Raw genomic sequence first — 24,460 nt, forward strand, 5'->3', positions numbered from 1 at the left:
AGTTATGCTTTTGGGACGTTTCCTTTACTTAACGTATAGTTGTTGATTCGGATAGATTTGCTCTTGTCGCAATCCATTCCTCACTTTAATTTCCTCAACTGTCATACTAAATTTCCGAGCAATGCCAACTAAAGTATCACCTTTTTGTACAACATATAGTGATGATGACACGACTTGATTTTTTTGTTCATTTAAAACAAGCAACGGATTCATCGCATTCCTTTTCTCCATCGTCCATCTCCCTTGATGCACTTCTAAATGTAAATGCGCTCCTCGCGATTCTCCTGTATTCCCTACCTCTCCAATTAGCTTTCCTTTTGAAATGGTATCCCCTTGAACTACATATCTCTTATTTAAATGCGCATAAACAGCCTCATATTCTCCATGTTTAATAAACACAACATTTCCATAACTACTTGAAAAATAAGACTTTGTCACCTTACCATTTTGAATAGCTGCAACAGGCGTTCCAATAGGCGCAGCTATATCAATACCATAGTGTTTCCCATGTCTTGTCCCAAAATAATCACTTATCTGCCCATCAATAGGCCATATCCACTGATTCTCTTCAGCGTAAACATGTAATTGAGATAAAAATAATATACTCAATATCAACACGCCACATTTTAACGCTTTCATATACATCCTCCGTTTTCTAATAACGATCATACCTTCTCTATTGTGGGATATTACAGAAAAAAGTATACAAAAAAAGAAAGTGGATTACTCCACTTCCTTCTCTTCTCTATTGCGAAAAACAAGTGCACTGCGGTTATATTCCACATCTTTCACTTGTAAACGTGCATTTATTACTCTAGCAAGCGCAAATAAATAATCAGATAACCTATTTACATACTTTAGAACAATTTCATTAGTTTCTCCTTCTTTTTGCAATGAAACTATACAACGTTCCGCTCTTCTTATAACTGTACGTGCAATGTGTAGTGCAGCCGATACCTCGCTACCGCCTGGTAAAATAAAACGCTCTAACGGCGGCGCTTCTTCTGTATACGAATCAATTCGTCTTTCTAAATACTCGACCATCTCTATCGTTACTTTATAAGGGATTTTCTTCTCTACTATTGCTAAATCCCCTCCACAATCAAATAGTTCATGTTGAATATTTTCAAGTTCGCTATAAATGTTGCGAAAACATTCCTCTTGTAATTTAGACATGGCATATCCGATATGAGAATTCGCCTCATCAATTGTGCCATAAGCTTCTACACGTATATGATCTTTATCCACTCGGCCACCTATGACACTCGTTTCCCCTTTATCACCTGTTTTTGTATACAGTTTCATTTCATTATGGCACCTCTCTTTTTATTTTCATTCTGATTATTAAAGAAAAAAAACTCTACCATTCTTTATTTAATTGCACTTACAAAAAAATAAAAAAACAGTAAAGCTTTTATTCATGATCAACTTTAAAAAACATATATATCTAAATTATACGATTTGGTAAATATACAGAGAATATAGTTCCTTCTCCAACGACACTTGATACAAAAATCTTCCCGTCATGACCTTGAACAATATTTTTAGCAATCGCAAGCCCGAGTCCTGTTCCAACTTTTTTCCCGCGAGTTCTCGCTTTATCAGCTTTATAGAATCGATCGAACAAGAACGGAATATCTTCTTCTGGAATACCAGCACCTGAATCTTGCACTTCGAAAGTAAGGCCACTATTTTTCGTATTAATTACAAGTGTAACATGTCCACCTGCATTTGTATGACGGATTGCATTATCAATTAAATTCGTCAGTACCTGTTCCATACGGTCTGCATCAAACGGATATTGTGCAATTGGACTTTGGAAATCCACTGTTAATTGGACTTCTTTATCCTTTGCAATCCCCTGGAATTTACGGCCAATTTTTTCAACAAATGGATGAATATCTACTTCACCTATATGTAACTCTACATGTCCACTTTCCATACGGGCTAAATCTAATAACTCATTTACAAGTTTACCTAAACGAACAGATTCATCATAAATAATTTGAACAAACTCATTAATTTCTTCTTTCGTTTGCACAATATCATCTAAAATTGCTTCACTATATCCTTGAAGCATTACCATCGGTGTACGAAGTTCATGTGATACATTCGCAATAAAGTCTTGACGCATTTTCTCAAGACGACGCTCCTCCGTCATATCTCGCAATACTGCTACAGCTCCACGAATTTTTGTCTGATTGTAAAGCGGTGTCATAAGAACTACGTAGTTACCTTTTTGCAAATTAATTTCAACAACTTGTTGTTGCTCACTTTCTACAACGAGATGGAATAGTTCAACAAGTTCAGAAGGCAGTTTTTTACTTAACTCCACTTCTTTTTCTTCTTGCCAAACTTGTAAGAAGTGTTCTGCCGGTGGGTTGATAACAACGACTTCACCTTCTTGATTTAACGTAATAACACCATCTGCCATACTACTCAAAATGCTAGCCAACTGCTCTTTTTCTTGCTGCAGGGCATTCATATTAAACTTCAACTGTTTCCCCATTTGATTTAAAGCAGTTGCAAGCTCACCAATTTCATCCTGCGACACCATAGGGGCTTTCGTATCAAATTTCCCGCGCGCTACCTCAAATGCAACCTCACGCATTTTACGAAGCGGTGCCGTAATTCGAGTAGATAAGAAAAATGCAAAGAAAGTTGTTAAAATAATCGCAATCCCGGCTGATAAGAAAATAAAATCAGTCGTTCTCTCCATACCTTGTATTGGAACTTGCAATGATTCATATACAAACACCGCACTTTGATTTTTTGACTGTACTGGTTTCCCGACGATCATAATATCATTTTCAGTGTTCTTATTCTTCCTACTATTAGAAGCTTTTCTAATATTATTCTTAATATCCTTTTTATCTGTAAAAACAGCTGCTAATTCTTTATCATTTTTCAAATCATCTATTGTAAGAGTAACTAATCCTTCTTGTTTCGGCGAAGAAGAAATTTCCTTACCATCTTCTACAATGATAATCCTTGAAAGTGGATCAGAAAATTTGTAAGCAATATCCTCAATCGTTTTTACATCGGCACCTTCTTCAATTAATTCCGTGACACTTGTTGCAACTTTCTGAAGCCTAGCTTCACTCATATCAACATAATACGTTCTAAAAAACTGTGAAAGTAAAATAGCAACAAATCCAAGAACAAACGAAACGAGAAGTAATATGGTCATCCATAACTTCCCTACTACACTTCTCCAAAGCATCAGTCGTTCACAACCTCAAACTTGTAACCAACGCCCCAAACGGTAACAATCATCTTCGCTGCATCTGGTGATTGTTTACTTAACTTTTCACGTAAACGCTTTACATGCGTATCAACTGTACGTAAATCTCCGAAGAACTCATATTGCCATACTTCTTTTAACAATTGCTCACGGTCAAAAACTTTATCCGGGGCTTTCGCTAAGAATAATAGCAATTCATATTCTTTCGGTGTTAAGTTTACTTCATTACCATCCGCTGTAACGCGGTGCGCATCATTATCAATTGCTAAATGAGGGAACACAGTAACATCTTTCGTCGTTGTATCTTGTGTAAAGAATGTCGTTGGTACAGCGCGGCGTAATACCGCTTTCACACGAAGTACTACTTCACGCGGGCTAAACGGCTTTACAATATAATCATCAGTTCCAACTTCAAACCCTTGTACCCTATTTACTTCCTCACCTTTTGCTGTCAGCATAATAATTGGCGTCGCTTTCTTCTCACGAATCCCTTTACACACTTCGATACCATCTTTACCAGGCATCATAATATCCAATAGGATTAAATCATAATCATTTTGTAACGCCATTTCTAAAGCTGTATCACCATTATCCGCTTCTTCAATTGTGTATTGCTCTCTTTCTAAATACATCTTTAATAAACGACGAATACGATCCTCATCGTCTACAATTAAAATTCTTGATTCATTTTCCATTTCTACCCGCTGCGTACTTTTACCACAACGGTTTACACCTACCCTTCTACAATATAATGTTGCACCTATCCTCGTTTAATTAAGCACTTTTTAACGTTCCACTTCCCATATTATGCTTCACAAGAATAATAAAGTTTGTTCATTTTTTTTCCAAAACTATGTATTTTTTTTGAACAGTATATTGGGTCCTCGACATCATTTTACAGAATCAACTACTACTTTGTCATGTTTTTCTCAAAAAAGAAGAAAATTTGACAAAAATAAAATAGGAAAGTGACATACACTCTCCTATTTTATTTCTCTATGCATATGAATGTAAACCCGCGATAATTAAGTTTACTACAATAAAGTTAAACATAATGATTGCAAAACCAATTACTGCAAGCCAGGCGGATTTTTCTCCATGCCATCCTTTAGATAAACGTAAATGTAATACCGCAGCATAAAAGAGCCAAGTAATAAGCGCCCAAACTTCTTTTGGATCCCAACCCCAAAAGCGCGTCCAAGCAATTTGAGCCCAGATCATTGCAAAGATTAACGCTCCTAATGTAAACACTGGGAATCCTATCGCAATAGAACGATATCCGATTTCATCTAATAAATCACTATTCGTATTCTTTACTAACGGCTGAAGTGCAGCTGACACTCGCTTACGTAAAACAAGTCTTAATACAATATAAAGTAGTGTTCCGACTAACACTGACCAAATAACAGTATTTAATTTTTTCGCATTTACAATCGCTGGGACTTCAACTGTTGGCTCTAATTTATTTTCCGTCATTAATTTCCCTTCATGCGGTCCAACTAAAGCAGGGAGATTATACTTCATCTCAACTTGTTGTTCATTTTTATCAATCCATTGAAACTTCGCTTCGTATTTCATACTAGAAAATACCGTTGTTACTCCAATAAATCCAACTGTACAAACAAGTGTGAAAACTACTGTCTCTAACCAAAATGTACGCTTACTTCTTGTTGATTGATCTACATTTTTCAGTAAATACATTACGCCTGTAATAAAACTAATTGCTAATATTGCTTGTCCCGCTGCCGCTGTCGTTACATGAATATGTAGCCAATTACTCTTTAAAGATGGGATAAGCGGCGAAATTTCTCTCGGGAACATACTTGCATAAGCGATTAATAAAAGAGCTACCGGTAAAGCAAATAAACCAATAATACTTACACGATATACAAAGTACATAATGATAAAAGCTCCCACAAGCATCATGCCGAAAAATGTACCAAATTCAAAAAAGTTACTAACTGGTGCATGTCCTGATGCAATCCATCTTGTAATAAAATATACTATTTGCGCAATAAATCCTAAAATTGCTATAGTTATACCTATATTTGCCCACTTATGACCTTTTTCTTTAATTGATCCTCCAAAAAATAAAGTTGCAATTAAATATAAGATGAACGCGGCGAACAGAAAATTACTACTTATTTGTACCATATCGTTTCCCCACCTTAACTAATTTTTTTATCATTCATTTTATCGTGTGGTTGTGGAATCGCTGTTCCTTCTAGTACTCTTTCAATATCTTTCTTTAAGCCGAACCAATTTTTATTCGTATGGCCTGCAACCCACCATTCATCATTAACACGTTGTATCCAAATACGGCGATGGTTCCAATACATACCTTGAATCACACCAACCATAAATATAAATCCTCCAATACCGAGAATCCAAAGTGTCAAATCTTTTCTTACTGTAAGAGCTGTTGCATTTTGCATTTCCACACCTGCAAATGACATTTTATATTTATTATTCCCATCTGGCTCTATGTTTTGCTGAATACCGACGAAACTAACTTCACCATCTGATGTTTCCGGGGTAAACATTTTAAAGACGAATGCAGGATTATTCGGTAATTTTGTTTTCGTATTCGGCCTTCCATTCTCATCAAAATAAAAATCAGGAAAATAGCTTAATAGTTCTAGAGAATACCCATTTCCTAAATCATATTTTTCTGTAGGATTCGCTAAATCTACTTTAATCGGTCCCCACTTTTGATTATTTTCTTTGTTTTGCAAATGGAAAGACATGCTTTTAAATTCACTTTCTTTATAATCCACTTGATAAACAGCAAATTGATCAAATTTCAGTGGCTCATTCACTCGAATTTCAGCTTCTTTTACCTTTTCTAATTTTGGTTTTTGACCTGCTATATTTTCTCCTACCGCTTTATATAATACAGCATTTGTTTGGAAGTTTTTCGCAATCATTTTATCACCAACACGATCAATTGCTTCATCAAAAACTTCTTTATCCTTACTCTTATCATAAACTTCCTTGATAAACTTTTCGTTTTTCAAATAGTATTGACCATCTGTTCCTGGTATTTCTTTCGTTTCACCGTCACGTAACCAAAGTGCTTCATCTACATACATACTCGGTAAAAAACGTAGCATTGCACCGAATAGAAAGATAATAAGACCAATATGGTTTACATATGGACCCCAACGAGAAAAACGCCCCTTTTCCGCTAAAACGTTCCCGTCTTCCACTTTCACATTATAATTACGTTTCTTTAAATTAATTTGAACTCGTTCTAAGTCACCTTCATGCGGCGTACCAGTCCCGTACACTCTCTGTCTTTTTAAAAAACTTGGGTGTCTTTTCACCCCTTGTTTTTTTAAAGCTTTATAAAGAGGAATAACACGGTCTAAACTACATATAACAAGTGAAATACCAATGGAAGCAATTAAAATCATGTACCACCATGATCCATATAAATTATTAAATCCTAATTGATAGTATAATTGCCCTAAAAATCCATACTCGGTCTTATAATATTCAGCTGGTTCGATTCCTGGAGTTATGTACATTTCTTGGGGAAAGATAGTTCCTATTGCCGATGCAGCTAAAGTTATTACAATTAACCATACACCTACTTTTACAGAAGAGAAAAAACTCCAAATTTTATCGACTATCGTTTTTGTATGTGTGAGAGATCTCCGGGCACTCCCCTCATATCTCATATCCAATAATTTCATATTTTCATTACTTTCAAATGGTTTCCCACATGCTTCACAAAAAATGGTTCCTATCGGATTAACATGTCCACATTCACACTTAATTTCTTTCAAAGCTCTCACCGCCCTTTTATCTATATGTACTATTGTATATTCCAGCTCAGAGTTACCGCAATACTCAGAATTTTTAAAGCGAAGGCGCTATACGTAAGCACCTCTTATGTAAAGGCTTTCTTAATTATGGAGTAATTTTCTTTAAGTACTCTTCCAATTGTTCCTTCGTTTGCTCACCTATAATTTGTTCTACTACTTTGCCTTCTTTATCAATTAAAAAGGTTGTTGGTAATGGGCCTACTCCATATGTACCTATGATTTTTTGCCCTTTATCAATTGCAACTGGGAATTTCAAATCATATTGTTTCACAAAGTTCTTCACTGCGATATCCGTTTCATCTGCATCTAAGGCAATAATTTCAACGCCTTTTTCTTTATATTTCGGATATAACTCATTCATATAAGGCATTTCTTTTTCACAAGGTTTACACCAAGTTCCCCAAAAATTTAAAAATACACCTTTTCCCTTTAAATCTTTTAATTCAATATTCTTTCCTTCTAAATCAGTTACAACAAAGTTAGGTGCTTCTTTTCCAATTTGCATTTTCTCTTTATCAGTAAAAAATCCTTGATATAGCGTAAACCCTACCGCACCGCTTAAAATGAGCAAAATGATAACACGAAATAATAAGCGATTTTTTTTCATATTGTCTCCCCTCTCTTCGACGAGTGATAAATATATGTATTTTTTAATAAATCACCAGCGGAGCATTCCACTGGTGAAAGTTTCACAATATAGATTAGCGAGGCTTTGTAGAAGCCAATGCACGTAATTGTTTCACCTCATGTGGTGTCAATTCTCTTGCATCACCAGGACGCAAGCTACCCACTTCTAAAAAGGCATAACGTTCACGTTTTAATTTCATTACTTTACAATCTAACGCTTCAAACATGCGGCGTACTTGACGGTTACGTCCTTCATGAATCGTTAATTGTACAATCGCCATCTCTTTACGCTTGTCCCAAGAAATAATTTTCACTTGTGCTGGTGCTGTTTTCCCATCTTCTAATGCAACACCTCGTTCTAACATGCGAATTTTCTCACCTGTTAATGGCCCTTTAATTTTCGCAACATACGTTTTTTCAACTTTATATTTCGGATGCATTAATATATTTGCGAAGTCCCCATCATTTGTCATCAATAATACGCCAGACGTATCATAATCTAAGCGTCCGATTGGGAATAAACGTTGTCTAATTTCAGGGAAAAAGTCTGTTACAACATTTCTTCCTTTATCATCTGATACACTTGAAATTACACCAGTTGGTTTATATAGTAAAAAATAAACAGGTTCTTCTTTTTCAAGAGGGATGTTATTTACTTCCACTTTATCTTGAGGAGTTACTTTTGTTCCTAACTCCTTCACTATTTTCCCATTAACTTTCACTTTCCCTTGCTGAATTAATTCCTCAGCCTTTCTTCTCGATGCAATACCTGCTTGCGCAATCACTTTTTGTAATCGTTCCATTTCTTTTTTTCACCTCAAATTTATCTTACCTTACATTAGAAAGACTTGGCAACCGCCTAAGCTTTATGCCATTTACTTCGCCTATCTTTAACAACATAGCAATGATAATAAACGTATAAAGGCTATATCACGTTTTCACCCTTTATTATTATTTACACTTTTTCATGTTGTCCACGATAAAAGTTCACCATTTTGTCAAAAATACCGCATAAAAAAACCACTATTAAACTACACGTTAATAGTGGTCGTATACCTATTATAAGCGAAATAGCGAAAAAAATGAATAGCATTACCGAAACAATAGGGAAACAAACACAATCGAACAAATAATTCCGATTAAATCTGCAAAAAGTCCTACCTTTAATGCATCTCCCATTTTTCTAATACCGACAGCCCCAAAGTATACTGTTAATATATAAAAAGTCGTATCTGTGCTACCTTGCATCGTTGAAGCTAACCTACCAATAAACGAGTCTGGCCCATATGTAGCGATTAAATCGGTCGTAATACTTAAACCAGCAGATCCCGAAATCGGACGTATAAGTGCAAGTGGAACGATTTCGGCTGGTACATGAATAAAGTCTAACATCGGCTTCATTACCGATATCATCGCATCTAAAGCACCTGATGCCCGGAAAATAGAAATAGATACAAGCATTCCAACCATAAACGGCAAAATGGAAACCGCAATTTGAATCCCTTCTTTTCCGCCCTCAACGAACGATTCATACGTTGGAACTTTCTTTATCGTGCCATACAAAAGGATAAAACCAATTACACAAGGAATTACCCATAATGAAATTGTATTTACAATACTCATTTTTTCCGCCCCTTTCTACTCCTTCTCCGGTAAAAATAGCGGTCAATCCAAATCGCTCCAATCATCGATAACACTTGTGCTATAAATGTTACGCCAACGATTTCAGTAGGGTTTGCTGATTCATAAGTCATTCGAATCGAAATGACAGTAGTCGGAATTAATGTAATTGCTGAAGTATTTAATGCTAGAAACGTCACCATAGAACGACTTGCTGAATCCTTTCCACCATTTAACTCTTTCAGTTGTTCCATTGCTTTAATACCTAAAGGTGTTGCTGCATTACCTAACCCAAAAAAGTTCGCCATCATATTTGATAAAATGAATCCCATTGACGGGTGATCCTTCGGTATTTCTGGAAACAATCTTTTTACTATCGGCATAAAAAGTGATACTAACTTCTTTAACAATCCAGCTTCCTCAGCAATTTTCATTAAACCGAGCCAAAATACTAAAACACTAATAAGTCCAATACAAATCGTTACAGCATCTTTTGACCCTTCAAATATTGCTTTGGTCACTTCTTCCATCGTTCCATTTATCATGGCATACACAATCCCTATAACTGCCATCGCTGCCCATACGAGATTAACCATCTATCCCAACACCTATCATGTAAGAGAAGATTTCTTTTACGTTATTCCAATACATTCCCGTTGTAGCTACTAACTTTCGTTTACTGTAAAACAAATTTCGTTCTCCAACTTTCTCGTTCCCTACATAAATTTCTGTCTTCCCAATCTTTACTCCATCCGTAAGTTTTTCACTTTTATCGAGCTCAACTTTCAATAACACGCTCTTTCTTTCCTCTTCAGTTAAAGGTACAGAAAAACTATTTTTCGTATAAACATGATTGGCATATTTCTTTTCATTTATTTCAGCGATTGCTCCTTGTCCTAAAACTTTCGCTTGCTTATAGCGTTCAAAGCCTTTATCAAACAAATTCATATGATCATCCCAGTCACTAGAAGCACTCAAAGTTACGACAATTAAATCTAGTCCATCTTTTGAAGCTGTTGTGACAAGCGTCCGTCCTGCTTTCTTCGTAAAACCTGTCTTTCCCCCTGTTGCAAATTCATAATAAGATGTCACAAGCTTATGTTTATTTTTCCACGGATAATCCCAAGAATCTGATTTATACGTTTTTGTTCCAAAAATTTTCTTAAAGTTCTCGTTCCCCATTGCATATTTCGTTAATAATGCCATGTCATAAGCCGACGAATAATGCGATCCATCCCCATCCAAGCCATGCGGGTTTGAGAAATGTGTATCTTTCATTCCGATTTCTTTCGCCTTTTCATTCATTAAATATACGAACCCTTCTATACTCCCTCCCACATTTTCAGCAATTACTTGTGCTGCATCATTACCAGATCTAAGCATTAATCCGTAAACTAAATCTTCTAGCTTCACTTTTTGTCCAGGTTTTAAATAAATTGCCGACCCTTCTACTCGTACCGCTTCACTACTAACCGATACTAACTCTTTCATTTTTCCTGATTCAGCAGCTAACAATGCTGTCATAATTTTTGTTATACTAGCAATTTTTTGTGGCTCATGTTCTAATTTTCCATATAGCACACGACCGGATTGTTGTTCCATTAAGACTGCGTTACGAGCGCTGACACCACCGTTCATTTTTGCATATGCAGGAATCGGCATAACGCTTGCGTACATTATAATTAGCGTAATTATTATACAAATTCGTCTCATATTTCCCCCCACGTCCTTTTGGCACTTTTTGTACAAGTGTATGCTTGGCCTTTTAAAATATGAACGAAATCTTCCTTCCACCTCCACTAAAAAAGACGCATGGGATATGCGTCTAATACGGTGTCCATTCAATTTGCTTCGCACTTTCAAATCTCTTTTCTACATCTGGCCAATTTACAACATTCCACCAGTTTTTAATATATTCATCTTTTCGATTTTGATATTGTAAATAATACGCATGTTCCCATACATCCAGTACAAGGAGTGGTATCGTATCCCACTGTGTAAACAATTGATGAAGCGTGCTTTGCAAAATTTCTAACCTTCCTGAACGGGGTACCCATACAAGAATCGCCCATCCTGAACCTTCCACTTTAGAAGCTGCTTCTGTGAAATGCTTTTGAAAACGTAAAAAACTTCCGAAATCTTGCTCAATTTGTTGTGAAAAAGCCCCTCTCGGACTTCCACCACCATCTTTTTTCATGTTATTCCAAAATATCGTGTGTAAGTAATGACCTGATCCATGAAAAGCCGCTTCTCTTTCCCAATGCTTAATTAAATCGAATTGATTTGTTTTTCTCGCTTCTTCCATCATCTTCTCTGCTTTATTTAATCCTTCCACGTAACTACGATGGTGTTTATCATGGTGTAACATCATAATTTCTCGTGAAATGTACGGTTCTAGCGCATTATATGGATAAGGTAATGGCGGAAGGGTATGCCCCCCAATCGGAACAGCTCGTTCGCTATCCCCTCTTTCACATAGTTCATATTCCTCTCCTTCTTGCATAAATACTTCCTGTAAATGGTGTTGAATATGTTCTACATCATCACTTATTTCATACATAAACTCGGCATCTGTGTCGTATTCATGCTCTTTCATACGCTCTAATAACGTTTGAATTTTATAAGCAAGCATATGGACATCATACACTTCCATTGCACGGCTATCTAATACTTGAAGAACACTTTCACACCAGCTTTCTACTTCATGAAAGTAATCTGTAAATACACCTTGCTGACTCATGTCACACCTCCTTGATGCTATTCACTTTAACTATATTCAATTAAAATCCCTTATATAACTGGACAAAAGGAAAAGAAGCTAAGCGTCCTTAGCTTCTTTTCCTTAATTAATATTTGTGCAACATTTTTGTTTGGTAATCTGTCTCATAATATTCTAGTTCTTCACGCATCAATTGAAATTTCCCTTCTAACTCCTTCATCACTCGTTCTATAGATCCAGGAGGGATTTGCTGAAAAACAATAGAATTTTTCCCTGTATAAGCAGAACGACTATTTTCATACCAATGATCATTCTTTGGCGAAAAAAACTCTGCAATTACTTGATGGTAAATCTTATATAAAACTTTTTCAGCTGCGGTCTTTCGAAATGGTTGGCCATTCAACAAAACAAAACATGCATCAAGTCCTTCTTCACAAAAAACAAGAAGTCTTCTTATTGATGCTAATATACCTTTATAATATTGCTCGTTTCCTGTTGGTGTCTCCTCCAATAAAGAAGGTAACGTATGATAATTCACATAATTAGTTATCAAGGAAATTACATCTTCTAAAAATATAGAAACTTGTTCTGTTTGATTTTCAACCATCAAATTAGACATGGCTTCTCTCTCCTTTGCCGTTTTACGCTATTTCTACTCTTTTATTTTTATGTAATTCAGCTAATATTTCTTGTACTTTCACCACTGTTCCCTCGTCAAAGTATCGTTGAAATTCTGTTACTTCATTGAGATACAAGCGTTTCTGCCCGCGTAGCTCTTTATTGTTCACTAAACAAGCAATCGCTACAATATCTCGTAAATATACGTCTTGTTCTTCTACTTTATAAACTGGATTTCCTTCAAAAGGGATAATTTCTTGTAAAATTTCTTCAAAATATCGAACATATAAGACAGAAAAGGTTTTCTCTTGATTATTTAATATATATGTCACTTCAGATCTATTAAAAAAATCTTCTGATGTATTCGGTTTTGCTTTTTCTAACTCATATCCTGCATAACCTATTATAATCATCTACTTCCCCTCTCTTCCTTCTTTCATCTTATCTTAACTTAATTTTTCGATAAACGAAATATTCTTTTAAATATAACCTATATAAAAAATAGCTTCCCTATACAGGAATTTACCTTTTTATTTTTCTTGAAGTTTGTCATAATAATATTATTGTCTCAGTTTTCTTACACAAGGAGAGTTGTATTTATGTCGTTTTCATGGAAACGTTTCTTACAAATCGGGAAAATAATCTTCCCATTTGTTGTCTTAACAATTGTTTTCTTTCAAGCTAAAAAAGAATTAGCAGGCATTTCTTTTTTAGAAGCAATTGAAACAATTAAAAACATTCCAACTGGTGGGGTATTTTTAGCGATTACACTCGGTGCATTTGCCGTTTCAACAATGTTCTTTTATGACTTTGTTATGCTTCGTTACTTAAAAGCAGATATACCTGTACAAAAGATTTTCCGTATCTCATGGATTGCAAACACTTTAAATGGATTTATCGGTTTTGGTGGTCTTGTTGGTGCCGGTGTACGTACAATGCTATATCGTCCACATATAAAAGAGAATGGGAAACTTATTAAAAGCATTGCTTGGATGACAACCGCTTTTATTAACGGATTAGCCATTCTGTCATTCCTCGGCCTTATTGGAATATTAGACACTAGTTTTATTCTGCACGAAAAACCGTGGTTATGGCCTGTTCTTATCTTCTTTGCTCTTTTCGTTCCTATATATATTGGGTTTTCTAAAATTAAAAATAGAAAAACAAAACAGCTAGACGGACAAGAAACTGAAGAAGAAGAGAAAAATCCAACTGTTTTATATTCATTAGTGTCATTAGTCGAGTGGGTATCTGCTGGTATCGTTATGTACGTCATTTTAATATTGTTTGGAATTGATATCGAATTTCAAAAGTTTTTAGGTGTTTATGTAATTGCTGCTTTAGCTGGTGTCGTAAGCCTTGTCCCTGGTGGTCTTGGTTCATTTGATCTTGTTTTCTTAACCGGACTAGGACAATACGGAGTTGATACAGGCGTATTACTACCCGCTATGTTATTATATCGACTTGTCTATTACATCTTACCATTCTGCCTTGGTCTCATTTTTGCAGCATTTGAAATGACCGGAGCGGCCATAAAAAAAATTGAGGATAAACCATTTATTGCACCTGCGTTAGAAACAACTGGTGTAATTTGGACTTTACAACGTGATTTTTTAGGGAAATTAGGTTCATGGGCATCCGCCGCTTTAACCGTATTCGCTGGCTTAATGGTTATTCTATCAACAATTTTACCGACTAGTATAAATCGAGCTCACGCCTTACATATTTTAGCTCCAAAGCACCTTATTCAATTTTCTTTTAGCTTATCATTAACATTCGGTATTCTCCTCCTGATTCTTTCGCGAGGCATATATTATGGAACAAAGCGTTCTTACTATATGACGATTGTTTCTTTAATTGGAGCAGCAATCTTTAATACCCTAAAAGGAATTGATATTGAAGAAACCTTTATTTTATTAATCGTACTTGCTGTGTTGTATATGCTTCGTAAAAGATTTGCACGCGAGAAAATGGAAGTCTCTCTTTCTGACATCGTAAAAGTTTTTATCTTCTTATTACTTACGTTATATTTATATAAAAACTTAGGTATTTTATTTGCGGGTGCAAAAGAAGCATTCCAACCTGATTTTGTCGTTCGAAATATTACACAAGTTAAACGAAGTGCATTAGCAGCAGCCTTTTTCGTTCCTACTTTTTTACTTATCGGTTCACTAATTGCCAATCGTTACCGTAGTCAATTTCCCGGGCAACCAGCAAATGATAAAAGGTTAGAAAACTTCTTAGATGAACATGGTGGGAACGTACTTAGTCATTTAGGTTTTTTAGGAGATAAACAGTTCTTCTTCAGTAGTGACGGAAAAGCACTTCTTCTCTTTTCAATTACTGGAAAACGTCTTGTTGTACTAGGTGATCCAATTGGTGATCCATCCTCCTACCGCACTGTGTTGCAAGAATTTTTAGCTGAAGCTGATCGATTTGGGTATATTTGCGTATTCTATCAAATTGAAAGCAAATGGATGAGCTTATACCACGATTTCGGCTACAACTTCTTTAAACTTGGCGAAGAGGCTGTCGTTGATTTAAATACCTTTACAATAACAGGAAAAAAACGTGCTGGTATGCGAGCTACTTTCAACCGTTTTGAACGAGAAGGTTATACATTCTCTATTCATGAGCCACCATTCTCAGACGAATTATATGAGGAACTAAAGAAAGTGTCTGATGCTTGGCTCGGCGGAAAAAAAGAGAAAGGATTTTCACTTGGGTACTTCGATCGTGAGTATATTAGTCGTGCCCCTATCGCTACATTATCTGATGCAGAGGGAAAAATCATTGCATTCACAACCTTTATGCCAGTATATCAAAGTGGCATATTATCTGTTGATTTAATGCGTTATTATCCAGATGCCCCTAGCGGAATTATGGATGCAATTTTTATCCACTTATTCCACTGGGCAAAAGAAAATGAATACCATTCCTTTAATATTGGTATGGCACCACTCTCAAATGTCGGTTTATCAACGCAATCGTTCTGGTCTGAACGAGTTGCTGCTGCAATATTTAATAACGTTCGTTACACATATAGCTTCAGCGGTTTACGACATTTCAAAGAAAAATACAAACCTGCATGGAGTGGAAAATATTTAGCATTTCGAAAGAATCATTCTTTACCAATTACAATGCTCTCTGTAACAAAATTAATAGGAAAACGAAAAAACAGCTAAGTACTTAGCTGTTTTTTCGTTTTTGCACTTGTATACTAAACTCCTTTTCATACTTCTTACCATTTATATAGAAATCCCCCCATATTTTATATGTTCCTTCTTCTGGAAATGTAATACGATATTGTAATTGTTCATCCGTATCAACAGGAATGGCGTATAAAAAATGTTTCCTCGTTTCATCAACGATATATAGAGCGTTGACTTCACCTCTCCCTGAATTTAATTTCAGCTTTTCTCCCTTTTTCGCTTGAAACTGAAATGTTAATGTCGTTGCCTCATTCGGATGTAATGCACCAAATAAAAGAGACACTTGATGCTCTCCTATATTTTTTGTAAGTACGGTATCGACAGGTATTTTCTTTTTATTCTTGTCCTTGTTTTTCTCCTTTTTTTCTTCACCAAAATCTTTCTTAGCAAATGATTCCACGGACTTGTTTTCATCTTCATACAAAAATATCGTGTACTCTTCACCTTTTGCTACATCTGAAGATAGCTTATACGATCCATTTCCAGCAAATATAGGCTTCGTTTGTTGTATGTTTTTCAAATTCCCATCCACTATCACTGCTCGAATTTGATCGTTCACACCACGAACTTCATTATTCATTTTATTTAGCAATTGAAACGAAATATCGACTTTTTCATTTCCCTTTTTATTTTTCACATCCCATTTCACTTCTTGAACATCTCCAGTCGTTTCTACAGTTTCTTGATATTTTTTTATGTAAAATCCTCCTGCCACAATAAGTACTAGTGCAATAAGCCCAATGACAAGATTTTTCAAAATATCACCTACCATTTTCATTGTTTTTATCTATGCAAAACCTCTTAAATATATATTCTAGATTATGATTTATGAAATCCTCCTCTTTTGCACATATTACAAATAAAAAAGATTTTAATTGAAAGGAGTCGTAGTGTATAATGCAAATGATATTGATTTCTATCAATACATTATAAGGAGGATTTTTCATGAGTGTACATATTGAAGCAAAACAAGGCGAAATTGCTGAATCTATTCTATTACCTGGTGATCCATTACGTGCAAAATATATTGCTGAAACATTTTTAGAGGATGTTACTTGTTATAACAACGTGCGTGGCATGTTAGGTTTCACTGGAACTTACAAAGGAAAGCGTGTATCTGTTCAAGGTACAGGCATGGGTGTTCCTTCTATTTCTATTTATGTAAACGAATTAATTCAAAGCTACGGAGTGAAAAATTTAATTCGTGTTGGGACATGTGGTGCAATTCAAAAAGATGTTAAGGTACGTGACATTATTATTGCGATGACGGCTTGTACAGATTCTAATATGAACCGCTTAACATTCCCAGGTTTTGATTTTGCTCCTGCTGCAAACTTTGATCTTTTAAAGAAAGCTTACGATGCTGGAACAGAAAAAGGATTACACGTTCGTGTTGGTAACGTATTAACAGCAGATGTATTTTATCGTGAGAGCATGGACATGGTTAAAAAACTTGGAGATTACGGTGTATTAGCAGTAGAGATGGAAACGACTGCTCTTTACACATTAGCAGCTAAATATGGTGTAAACGCATTATCTGTATTAACAGTAAGCGACCATATCTTCACTGGTGAAGAAACAACATCTGAAGAGCGTCAAACTACATTTAACGAAATGATTGAAATCGCTTTAGATGCAGCAATTCAGCAATAGCACACTAAAGAACTTGTCATACGTCTGGCGAGTTCTTTTTTATGCTAAAATACTTCGACAGTCACTGCACCTTCTCTTTATGTGACTTTCTATAAAAAACTACTTTAGAGAGAGACAGATTTATCCCCTCTACTTTTTTGTAACCTTTGTTATAATTAAGAAATCATTTATATTACAGTATTTTTCATACGAGGTGAAACAGTGAAGAACAGAAGCATCGTCTTTAAACTATTTTTATTAACATCAACTTTATTTACAATCATATTTCTCCTTTTTTTCCTTGGACAATCTCTATTTTTAGAGAAGTTCTATATTAATAAGAAAGTAAAAACCGTTCAAACGGCTTTTGAAAAATTCGTAGATAATTACGAGAAAAGCGACCAAGGCTTTGAGGAAACTAGAAAGTTAAAACAAGAATTTCATGATAAAACAAATGCCGAAATTCAATTTTTAGATTCTAACGGAATTATTAAAAGTGAAAACAGTTTTTACATTGATGTGATTAACCCTAACAATAATAAAACCTATTCCATCCCCCTTAACAATCTTTTAACACCAGAAGAATATAATAAATTCGCAAACTTAGGATTAAAAAAAGATGGAATAATTTATGTAGACGGACTACTCCAACCGAATAATATAATAACCCCTCAAGAATTAATAACTAATAATACTAGATGGGAAAATGAACAATTCAATTCAGATTTTCAATCCATTAGTGGTAATCCATCTAAAAATAAACTTAAAAATCGATATGATAATACTGGTTCTCCAATCCATTTTACTGGGGTAATATCTAAATTACAGCTTCCTTCCAAGACTGAGGTTCGTCTTGCAAAGGATTTTGAAACATTACAAGCTGTTCAATATTTTGCAAGAACTATTAGACAAGGTACTTCTAATTCAAATCAATTAAACACGTATATTTTAGATAGTGGGGAAAATATAAAAAACAGTGTCTTTGTAAAACCTATTATGGAAAACGGAGAAATTAAGGAGTACGCTTTTGTGATAGCATCTTTACAACCTGTTAATGAAGCGATGCTCGTTTTAAAAGATTATTATGTCTATGCCTTAATTATCGTGTTTCTCGTTATTATTTTGTTATCCTTCTACTACTCAAAAATCATTGTTAAACCATTAATTAAGATAAATCGCGTTACAAAAAAAATGGCCAACTTTGATTTTAGCGAGAAGTTACCTGTTACAGCAGACGATGAAATTGGCGGTTTATCAAGTAGTATTAATACACTCTCTGTAAATTTAAAAGATCGAATCGACCGATTAAATGTTGCCAATACAAAATTACAACAAGATATTGAACGCGAACGTCAATTGGAAAAAACGAGAAAAGAATTCATTTCTGGTGTATCTCATGAATTAAAAACACCACTTAGTGTTATTCGTAGCTTCGCTGAAGGTATTCAAGATGGCGTAAGTAAAGATACGACATATTATACAAATGTTATTTTGGAAGAGACAGATAATATGAACAGGCTCATTGTTGAAATGTTAGAATTAGCAAAACTAGAATCAGGTACGTACAAACTAGAAATGTCAACATTCTCGATCGGTGAATTAATTCAACAAGTCTATACAAAATTATTATTTAGTATGGAGGAAAAACATTTACAAGTGGACATCCACTCTGACTCTTCTCTATTTGTTAAAGCAAATCGTAGCCGTATTGAGCAAGTCGTTGTAAACTTACTTAGCAATGCAATTCGATATACTCCAGATGGTGAAAAAATACACGTCTCTGTTGTAGAAACGGAAGATACAGTGAAAATCGAAATTGAAAACACAGGTAATCCTATTCCAGAAGAAAGCCTTGAAAAAATTTGGGATCGCTTCTACCGTTTAGACGCTTCTCGTAGCCGTCATACTGGAGGTACTGGCCTTGGGTTATCCATTGTGAAAAACATTTTAGATCTCCATCGCGCCGAATACGGTGTGTATAATACCACTAATAGCGTTGTATTTTATTTTAATTTACAAAAAGTGAAAGAAGTCAAATAATTTGTCTTAATTTCACTAGGAGTTCACATGAAATTCACACTCTCCCTTTATAGTAAGAAACAAGTTAATCCTTTCCTTTACACATATAAAAGAGGAGAGTGCGTGAAATGAAACAAGCAGGACAACCTATTCAAAACGAAAAACAATTAGAAACTATCAAAAATATACTTTTACAATCTTCGAAACGTGATGGCTTATTATTCGTATTAGCTGTAAATTCTGGCTTAAAAGTAAGTGAAATCTTACAATTAAAAGTTAGTGATGTAATCGATGAAAATGAAAATGTTCGCCATTCCATTTTATTTTACAATGAAAAAGTAAAGAAACATAAATGGTTTGCTGTAAATGAAGACTTACAGCACGCAATCGAAGACTACATGAAAGAACGTAAAACTTGGAAACGTAATGAACCATTATTAAAGTCTCAAAAAGGAACAAAGTCTATTACGAGACAACATGCATGGTACATTTTAAACAAAGCTGCAAAAGAAGTTGGATTAGAAGGGATTAGCTCACATACACTTCGAAAAACTTGGGGCTATTGTGCATACAAATCAGGTGTTGATATTGCATTTTTACAACACTTCTTTGATCACAGTACTCCATCAAAAACTTTAAAGTATATCGGTATTGCTTAATAACTCTTATACATAAAAAAGGTTACCATTTGTAAATTTGGTAACCTTTTTTATGTTTCATATTCTCTTTTCTTGTCTCTCCTATACTGTAGTGGTAATCTAATAGTAAGGGGGAGAAATTATGAACACATTAACAATTGAATTACCGAAAGAAACGGCTGAAAAACTTGATTTATTAAAGAAATCTTATGAAAAGAAAACAGGTGCTACAATTTCTGAAAGCACTCTTGTTCAAACACTTATCTCAAAGGAATTTATCCAAGCGATAACTCCTTTTGATTTACAACAATTCGTCAATGGAAAAGAACAGCAGTAATGAACTGCACCCCAATTGTTAGACACAGTCTAACAACTGGAGGTGCAGTTTTTCTATGGCTAAATTTACAGCTGATGAAAAAATACAAATCGTTCTACGTTATTTGAACGGAAATGAAAGTTATCGAGAAATGGGTAGAGCGATCGGTATAAGTGGCACAATCATTTTGAATTGGGTAAACCAATATAAGCAGAATGGTGTGGAAGCTTTTCTAAAACGATGTACAAATTACACACAACAATTTAAACTAGACGTACTAAACTTTATGATTGAAAACGGTATGTCCTTATTTGAGACGGCAGCTATCTTTAACATTCCTGCCCCTTCAACGATTTCTGTTTGGAAAAAACAACTCGAAACACAAGGAATTGATGCCCTTCAATCTAAGAAAAAGGGGCGTCCATCCATGAAACAAGATTCAAATAAACAATTAAAACAAGCTTTAGCTAAAGGGTCAGTCGAAGCACTTGAAGCACGTATTAAACAGCTTGAAATGGAAAATGAGTACTTAAAAAAGTTGAATGCCTTAGTTCAAAACAAGGAAAAGTCACTAAACAAGACAAAGCGCAAGTAGTCTATGAATTAAGGCATAAATATTCGGTGAAGGCACTCGTGGAGTTAGCTAATATTCCACGAAGCACGTATTATGATTTAGTAAAGAAAATGAATCGCCCAGATGTAGATGCCGATTTGAAAGCTGAGATTAAAGCGATTTATGAGGAGAATGAAGGTCGTTATGGCTACCGTCGTATTCGTGATGAGTTAACGAATCGTGGTCAGAAAGTGAATCACAAAAAGGTGCAACGTATTATGAAAGAGCTTGGATTAAAGTGTGTTGTGCGTATGAAGAAATATAAATCCTATAAAGGGAAAGTCGGTAAAATTGCACCCAATATTTTAGAGCGTAATTTTTATGCAGATGCACCGAATCAAAAATGGGTAACAGACATCACAGAGTTTAAATTGTTTGGAGAAAAACTGTATGTATCACCTGTATTAGACTTGTATAATGGTGAAATTATTACCTATACAATTGGTTCTAGACCGACGTATTCACTTGTTTCAGAGATGTTAGAGAAAGCATTAGAACGTTTACCTGAAAACCACCAGCTACTGATGCATTCGGATCAAGGATGGCATTATCAAATGAGACAGTACGTCCGTACACTTGAATCAAGAGCTATCGTACAGAGTATGTCTCGAAAAGGAAACTGTTACGACAACGCAGTAATAGAGAATTTCTTTGGGATTATGAAGTCGGAGTTCCTCTATATAAAAGAATTTGAATGTATAGAGCATTTTAAAATAGAATTAGAAAAATATATAGATTATTATAATAAGAAACGGATTAAGGCAAAATTAAAAATGAGCCCGGTACAATACCGGACTCATTTGGATCAAGTAGCCTAATGAAATAACCGTGTCTAACTTTTAGGGGTCACTTCATAATCGCTGTTCTTTTTTTATTTATTTTCCGAAAAACTATTGACTATGATAATGATAACCATTATCATTTATTATGAAGCCAACAATTGATGAATCAACCAAACGCTCAGTAACATTGTTACCCCTCTTTTCCATATAGAAAAGCATTGTACATTCCCCCTGTTTGTACAGTGCTTTTCTTGTTTGTATTTATTCAAATAAATTTAATTGCTCTGGTTTCGGCTCGCCATATGTAATATTCGCCATTTCCATCAAGTGTTTCGCATTGTCCGCCGCATCCCCACCCGAATTATTATTAAACAAAACGTATATGTCCTTAGTCTTTTTTTTCAATTGCTCTAATCGTTTTACCCATTCTTTCAACTCATTATTATTGTATCGATATAAACAACGAACCGCTCTCCAATTTTCTCCTTTGTCAAGCCATCCATGAACATTCCGGCCATGAAAACGTATTAACGCCATGTCTGAGTTTGTTGCCTCTAATACAAGCGGTACTGAGCCTATTCCTGCCTGAGGCTCATCGCAAATTGTATGAATCCATTTTTCTTGTTCTAAAAATTGTAACGTCTTATCTCTCATTTCTGGATAAAACCATGTTTGATTTCGAAATTCTATTGCACATGGGAAATCTTCCATTTTTTCTCTCGTGTATCGAAGTAAATCTACATTTTTCACTTTACAATCGAACCATGGTGGATATTGAAATAAAATCATTTTTAATTTATTCGTTTCTATTAAAGGAAGAATTGATTGTTTATACACATCAAACATCTCATCGAACGTAGAAAAAGGGATTTCCCCTTTCATATGTCCTGTCATTCCTTGATAAGCTTTTACTATAAAAGAAAAATCTTTCGGCGTTTCCATCGCCCATTTTGTATAATTCCGCTCAGGTTGTATCGCATAAAATGAACTATCTACTTCCACAATGGGAAAATGTTCACTATAAGTTCGCAATTTATTTCTATTTTCATAGGGATTACTATATAAAGAATCATGATCTCCCCATCCCGTCACTCCAATAAAAAACAAACGAATTCCTCCCTTCCCAACTTCAGCTTACATTCATTCTATATTACTTCACAAAAATACCATCCAATCACTTTCATAAAGTCGCTCTTTCTTTAAGAGTATCCGTATAAAAATATGATATACTAGATGGAAGAATTTTTAAATTGAGGAGTTATTTATTTATGCTTCAAGACGATATTATTTTATCTCATGAAAATCGAATAAAAGAATTGGAAAATAAAGTACGGTTATATGAAGAACTTGTAAATCAATTACCACATCATTTCACATATAAAAATCCACATATTGGTTTACAAATAAAAAAAACGAGAACATCTCATTCTATTCAACACATACAACAAAAAGATAAAGAGCCTACCTTTCAGCTTACTTGCGATTCACTATTTTTATTTGAACAACTAGAAAAACATTTTGTTCATATTTTCGATGCATTCTCGCATCACGTCACTTTTATTAATAATAAAGGTAACATTACATTATGTAATCAGGCTGCAGCAGATGATTTTGGTGTAATACGAAATTCTATAATTGGGAAACCAATTCAACAATTACTAAACTTACCTGAAGAACAAATTAAAGCTATTGAAACGTTAAAAACGGGAACCGAAATATATAATGAGGAAGTGTTAGACAAAAACTATGGCATCGTAAATAACCGTATTATTCGTGATTATAATGGGGAGATTTTTCGAGTTATTAGTGTATTTCATTATTTAAATACAGAACGTGATGCCGAAAAGTTTTCCCTAGCTGGGCGAATTGCAGCTGGGATTGCACATGAAGTACGAAATCCCCTTACAACGGTACGTGGGTACTTGCAATTTCTACAAGATAGCGTTTCTCCATCCAATAAAGAATTGTTTAAAAGTCTACTCATCCCTGAATTAGATCGTGCCAATAGTATTATTACAAAATTTTTAGCTATTTCAAAAACGCGTGAATTTACTAGAGAACACTTTCCAATCAATACGTTTTTACGCGAGTATATTCAACAACTACTTGCTAGTGAAGTTTTTTTGCACAACATTTCTATTGACTATGATTTTTCTACCGAATTAGATGGTGTACTCGTCAATATTGATCGCCATGAACTCGTGCAAGTTTTTTTGAATTTATTTCAAAATGCTGTCGACGCTCAAGGTGAAGAACCTCTTTCTATTCAAATTACTAGTTATCTCTTAGATAATTTTGTTCGTATTACTTTCAAAGATAATGGAACCGGCATTCCTCCAGCTATTCAAGAATATATATTTGATCCGTTTTTCTCTACAAAAGACTCAGGAACGGGACTGGGATTATCAGTAACGAAGAAAATTATTCAAAATCATAATGGCACATTAAAAGTTACTAGTAATCAAAATGGTACAACTTTCACTATTTCTATCCCAATTTTACCTAAAACAAACCACGAAAGAATTAATCGTTAAAAATGTTGGACTGTTCCACGAACTGCACGCCAATTGTTAGATATAACCTAACAATT

23 protein-coding genes are annotated in these 24,460 nt (G+C 34.8%); 7 read left to right on the forward strand and 16 right to left on the reverse strand.

Going from position 1 to position 24,460, the window contains the following annotated elements:
• Positions 1-24 precede the first annotated feature (24 nt).
• The 14 genes from MKX77_RS16705 to MKX77_RS16770 all read right to left on the reverse strand — a co-directional run bounded on the left by MKX77_RS16705 (position 25) and on the right by MKX77_RS16770 (position 13,071).
• Positions 25-639, reverse strand: a complete 615-nt coding sequence (locus tag MKX77_RS16705) for a peptidoglycan DD-metalloendopeptidase family protein (RefSeq protein WP_341307260.1) — start codon at positions 637-639, stop codon at positions 25-27.
• A gap of 84 nt (positions 640-723) precedes the next feature.
• Positions 724-1,305 (reverse strand): cob(I)yrinic acid a,c-diamide adenosyltransferase, encoded by a 582-nt coding sequence (locus MKX77_RS16710; RefSeq protein ID WP_341307261.1) that lies wholly within the window; start codon positions 1,303-1,305, stop codon positions 724-726.
• 142 nt (positions 1,306-1,447) lie between these two features.
• Entirely contained in the window at positions 1,448-3,223 is a 1,776-nt protein-coding gene (resE, locus tag MKX77_RS16715; RefSeq protein ID WP_215555754.1) for a sensor histidine kinase ResE, read from the reverse strand.
• Entirely contained in the window at positions 3,223-3,939 is a 717-nt protein-coding gene (gene resD, locus MKX77_RS16720; protein WP_215555753.1) for a DNA-binding response regulator ResD, read from the reverse strand. Before resD ends, resE begins: the two co-directional genes overlap by 1 nt.
• 301 nt (positions 3,940-4,240) lie before the next feature.
• Positions 4,241-5,398 (reverse strand): cytochrome c biogenesis protein ResC, encoded by a 1,158-nt coding sequence (gene resC, locus MKX77_RS16725; protein ID WP_002158615.1) that lies wholly within the window; start codon positions 5,396-5,398, stop codon positions 4,241-4,243.
• 14 nt (positions 5,399-5,412) lie between these two features.
• A complete protein-coding gene (resB, locus tag MKX77_RS16730) occupies positions 5,413-7,035 on the reverse strand; it encodes a cytochrome c biogenesis protein ResB (RefSeq protein WP_341307262.1) in 1,623 nt (540 codons plus the stop codon).
• Positions 7,036-7,159: 124 nt separating this feature from the next.
• On the reverse strand, positions 7,160-7,681 hold the full coding sequence (gene resA, locus MKX77_RS16735) for a thiol-disulfide oxidoreductase ResA (RefSeq protein ID WP_002064495.1): 522 nt from the start codon (positions 7,679-7,681) through the stop codon (positions 7,160-7,162).
• Between the two features lie 94 nt (positions 7,682-7,775).
• Positions 7,776-8,504: a 23S rRNA pseudouridine(2605) synthase RluB gene (gene rluB, locus MKX77_RS16740; protein ID WP_341307263.1), complete on the reverse strand. Its 729-nt coding sequence runs from the start codon at positions 8,502-8,504 to the stop codon at positions 7,776-7,778.
• 289 nt (positions 8,505-8,793) lie between these two features.
• Positions 8,794-9,324 (reverse strand): spore maturation protein SpmB, encoded by a 531-nt coding sequence (gene spmB, locus MKX77_RS16745; protein ID WP_002086660.1) that lies wholly within the window; start codon positions 9,322-9,324, stop codon positions 8,794-8,796.
• On the reverse strand, positions 9,321-9,917 hold the full coding sequence (gene spmA, locus MKX77_RS16750; RefSeq protein WP_016094459.1) for a spore maturation protein SpmA: 597 nt from the start codon (positions 9,915-9,917) through the stop codon (positions 9,321-9,323). Before spmA ends, spmB begins: the two co-directional genes overlap by 4 nt.
• The gene (locus tag MKX77_RS16755) at positions 9,910-11,034 is read right to left on the reverse strand and encodes a D-alanyl-D-alanine carboxypeptidase family protein (RefSeq protein WP_341307264.1); all 1,125 of its coding nucleotides are present in this window, start codon (positions 11,032-11,034) and stop codon (positions 9,910-9,912) included. The genes spmA and MKX77_RS16755 overlap by 8 nt, the downstream gene beginning before the upstream one ends.
• Before the next feature lie 112 nt (positions 11,035-11,146).
• Positions 11,147-12,061, reverse strand: coding sequence for a superoxide dismutase (locus MKX77_RS16760; protein WP_002030730.1), 915 nt, complete (start codon positions 12,059-12,061; stop codon positions 11,147-11,149).
• Positions 12,062-12,167: 106 nt separating this feature from the next.
• Complete coding sequence (locus MKX77_RS16765; protein WP_002158618.1) at positions 12,168-12,659, reverse strand: YpuI family protein; 492 nt, start codon at positions 12,657-12,659, stop codon at positions 12,168-12,170.
• Between the two features lie 22 nt (positions 12,660-12,681).
• Positions 12,682-13,071, reverse strand: coding sequence for a hypothetical protein (locus MKX77_RS16770; protein ID WP_341307265.1), 390 nt, complete (start codon positions 13,069-13,071; stop codon positions 12,682-12,684).
• Positions 13,072-13,257: 186 nt separating this feature from the next.
• Between MKX77_RS16770 and mprF the strand changes: the two genes are divergently transcribed.
• Positions 13,258-15,843, forward strand: coding sequence for a bifunctional lysylphosphatidylglycerol flippase/synthetase MprF (mprF, locus tag MKX77_RS16775; protein WP_088078165.1), 2,586 nt, complete (start codon positions 13,258-13,260; stop codon positions 15,841-15,843).
• A 4-nt stretch (positions 15,844-15,847) separates the two neighbouring features.
• Here mprF and MKX77_RS16780 read toward each other — a convergent pair whose 3' ends face one another.
• Positions 15,848-16,642, reverse strand: a complete 795-nt coding sequence (locus MKX77_RS16780) for a hypothetical protein (RefSeq protein ID WP_341307975.1) — start codon at positions 16,640-16,642, stop codon at positions 15,848-15,850.
• A 173-nt stretch (positions 16,643-16,815) separates the two neighbouring features.
• Here MKX77_RS16780 and deoD point away from each other — a divergent pair, with 173 nt between their 5' ends.
• The 5 genes from deoD to MKX77_RS16805 all read left to right on the forward strand — a co-directional run bounded on the left by deoD (position 16,816) and on the right by MKX77_RS16805 (position 21,906).
• Entirely contained in the window at positions 16,816-17,523 is a 708-nt protein-coding gene (gene deoD / locus MKX77_RS16785; protein WP_002158622.1) for a purine-nucleoside phosphorylase, read from the forward strand.
• A 201-nt stretch (positions 17,524-17,724) separates the two neighbouring features.
• Positions 17,725-19,542, forward strand: coding sequence for a sensor histidine kinase (locus MKX77_RS16790; protein WP_215555747.1), 1,818 nt, complete (start codon positions 17,725-17,727; stop codon positions 19,540-19,542).
• A gap of 107 nt (positions 19,543-19,649) precedes the next feature.
• The gene (locus MKX77_RS16795) at positions 19,650-20,180 is read left to right on the forward strand and encodes a tyrosine-type recombinase/integrase (protein WP_000806236.1); all 531 of its coding nucleotides are present in this window, start codon (positions 19,650-19,652) and stop codon (positions 20,178-20,180) included.
• 121 nt (positions 20,181-20,301) lie between these two features.
• Entirely contained in the window at positions 20,302-20,496 is a 195-nt protein-coding gene (locus MKX77_RS16800; RefSeq protein ID WP_002149425.1) for a DUF3924 family protein, read from the forward strand.
• A 55-nt stretch (positions 20,497-20,551) separates the two neighbouring features.
• Positions 20,552-21,906 (forward strand): IS3 family transposase gene (locus MKX77_RS16805; protein ID WP_341306157.1). Its coding sequence is split into 2 segments (ribosomal slippage): positions 20,552-21,005 and positions 21,005-21,906, totalling 1,356 coding nucleotides; the frame shifts between segments, so codons are not numbered across the junction.
• A gap of 225 nt (positions 21,907-22,131) precedes the next feature.
• Here the strand turns inward: MKX77_RS16805 and MKX77_RS16810 are convergent.
• Positions 22,132-22,977, reverse strand: coding sequence for a DUF72 domain-containing protein (locus tag MKX77_RS16810; RefSeq protein ID WP_341307266.1), 846 nt, complete (start codon positions 22,975-22,977; stop codon positions 22,132-22,134).
• A gap of 161 nt (positions 22,978-23,138) precedes the next feature.
• Between MKX77_RS16810 and MKX77_RS16815 the strand changes: the two genes are divergently transcribed.
• On the forward strand, positions 23,139-24,404 hold the full coding sequence (locus MKX77_RS16815; protein WP_341307267.1) for an ATP-binding protein: 1,266 nt from the start codon (positions 23,139-23,141) through the stop codon (positions 24,402-24,404).
• The last annotated feature ends 56 nt before the right edge of the window (positions 24,405-24,460 follow it).

The sequence above is a fragment of the Bacillus sp. FSL R9-9410 genome (assembly GCF_038050385.1).
Classification (GTDB): Bacteria; Bacillota; Bacilli; order Bacillales; family Bacillaceae_G; genus Bacillus_A; species Bacillus_A cereus_U.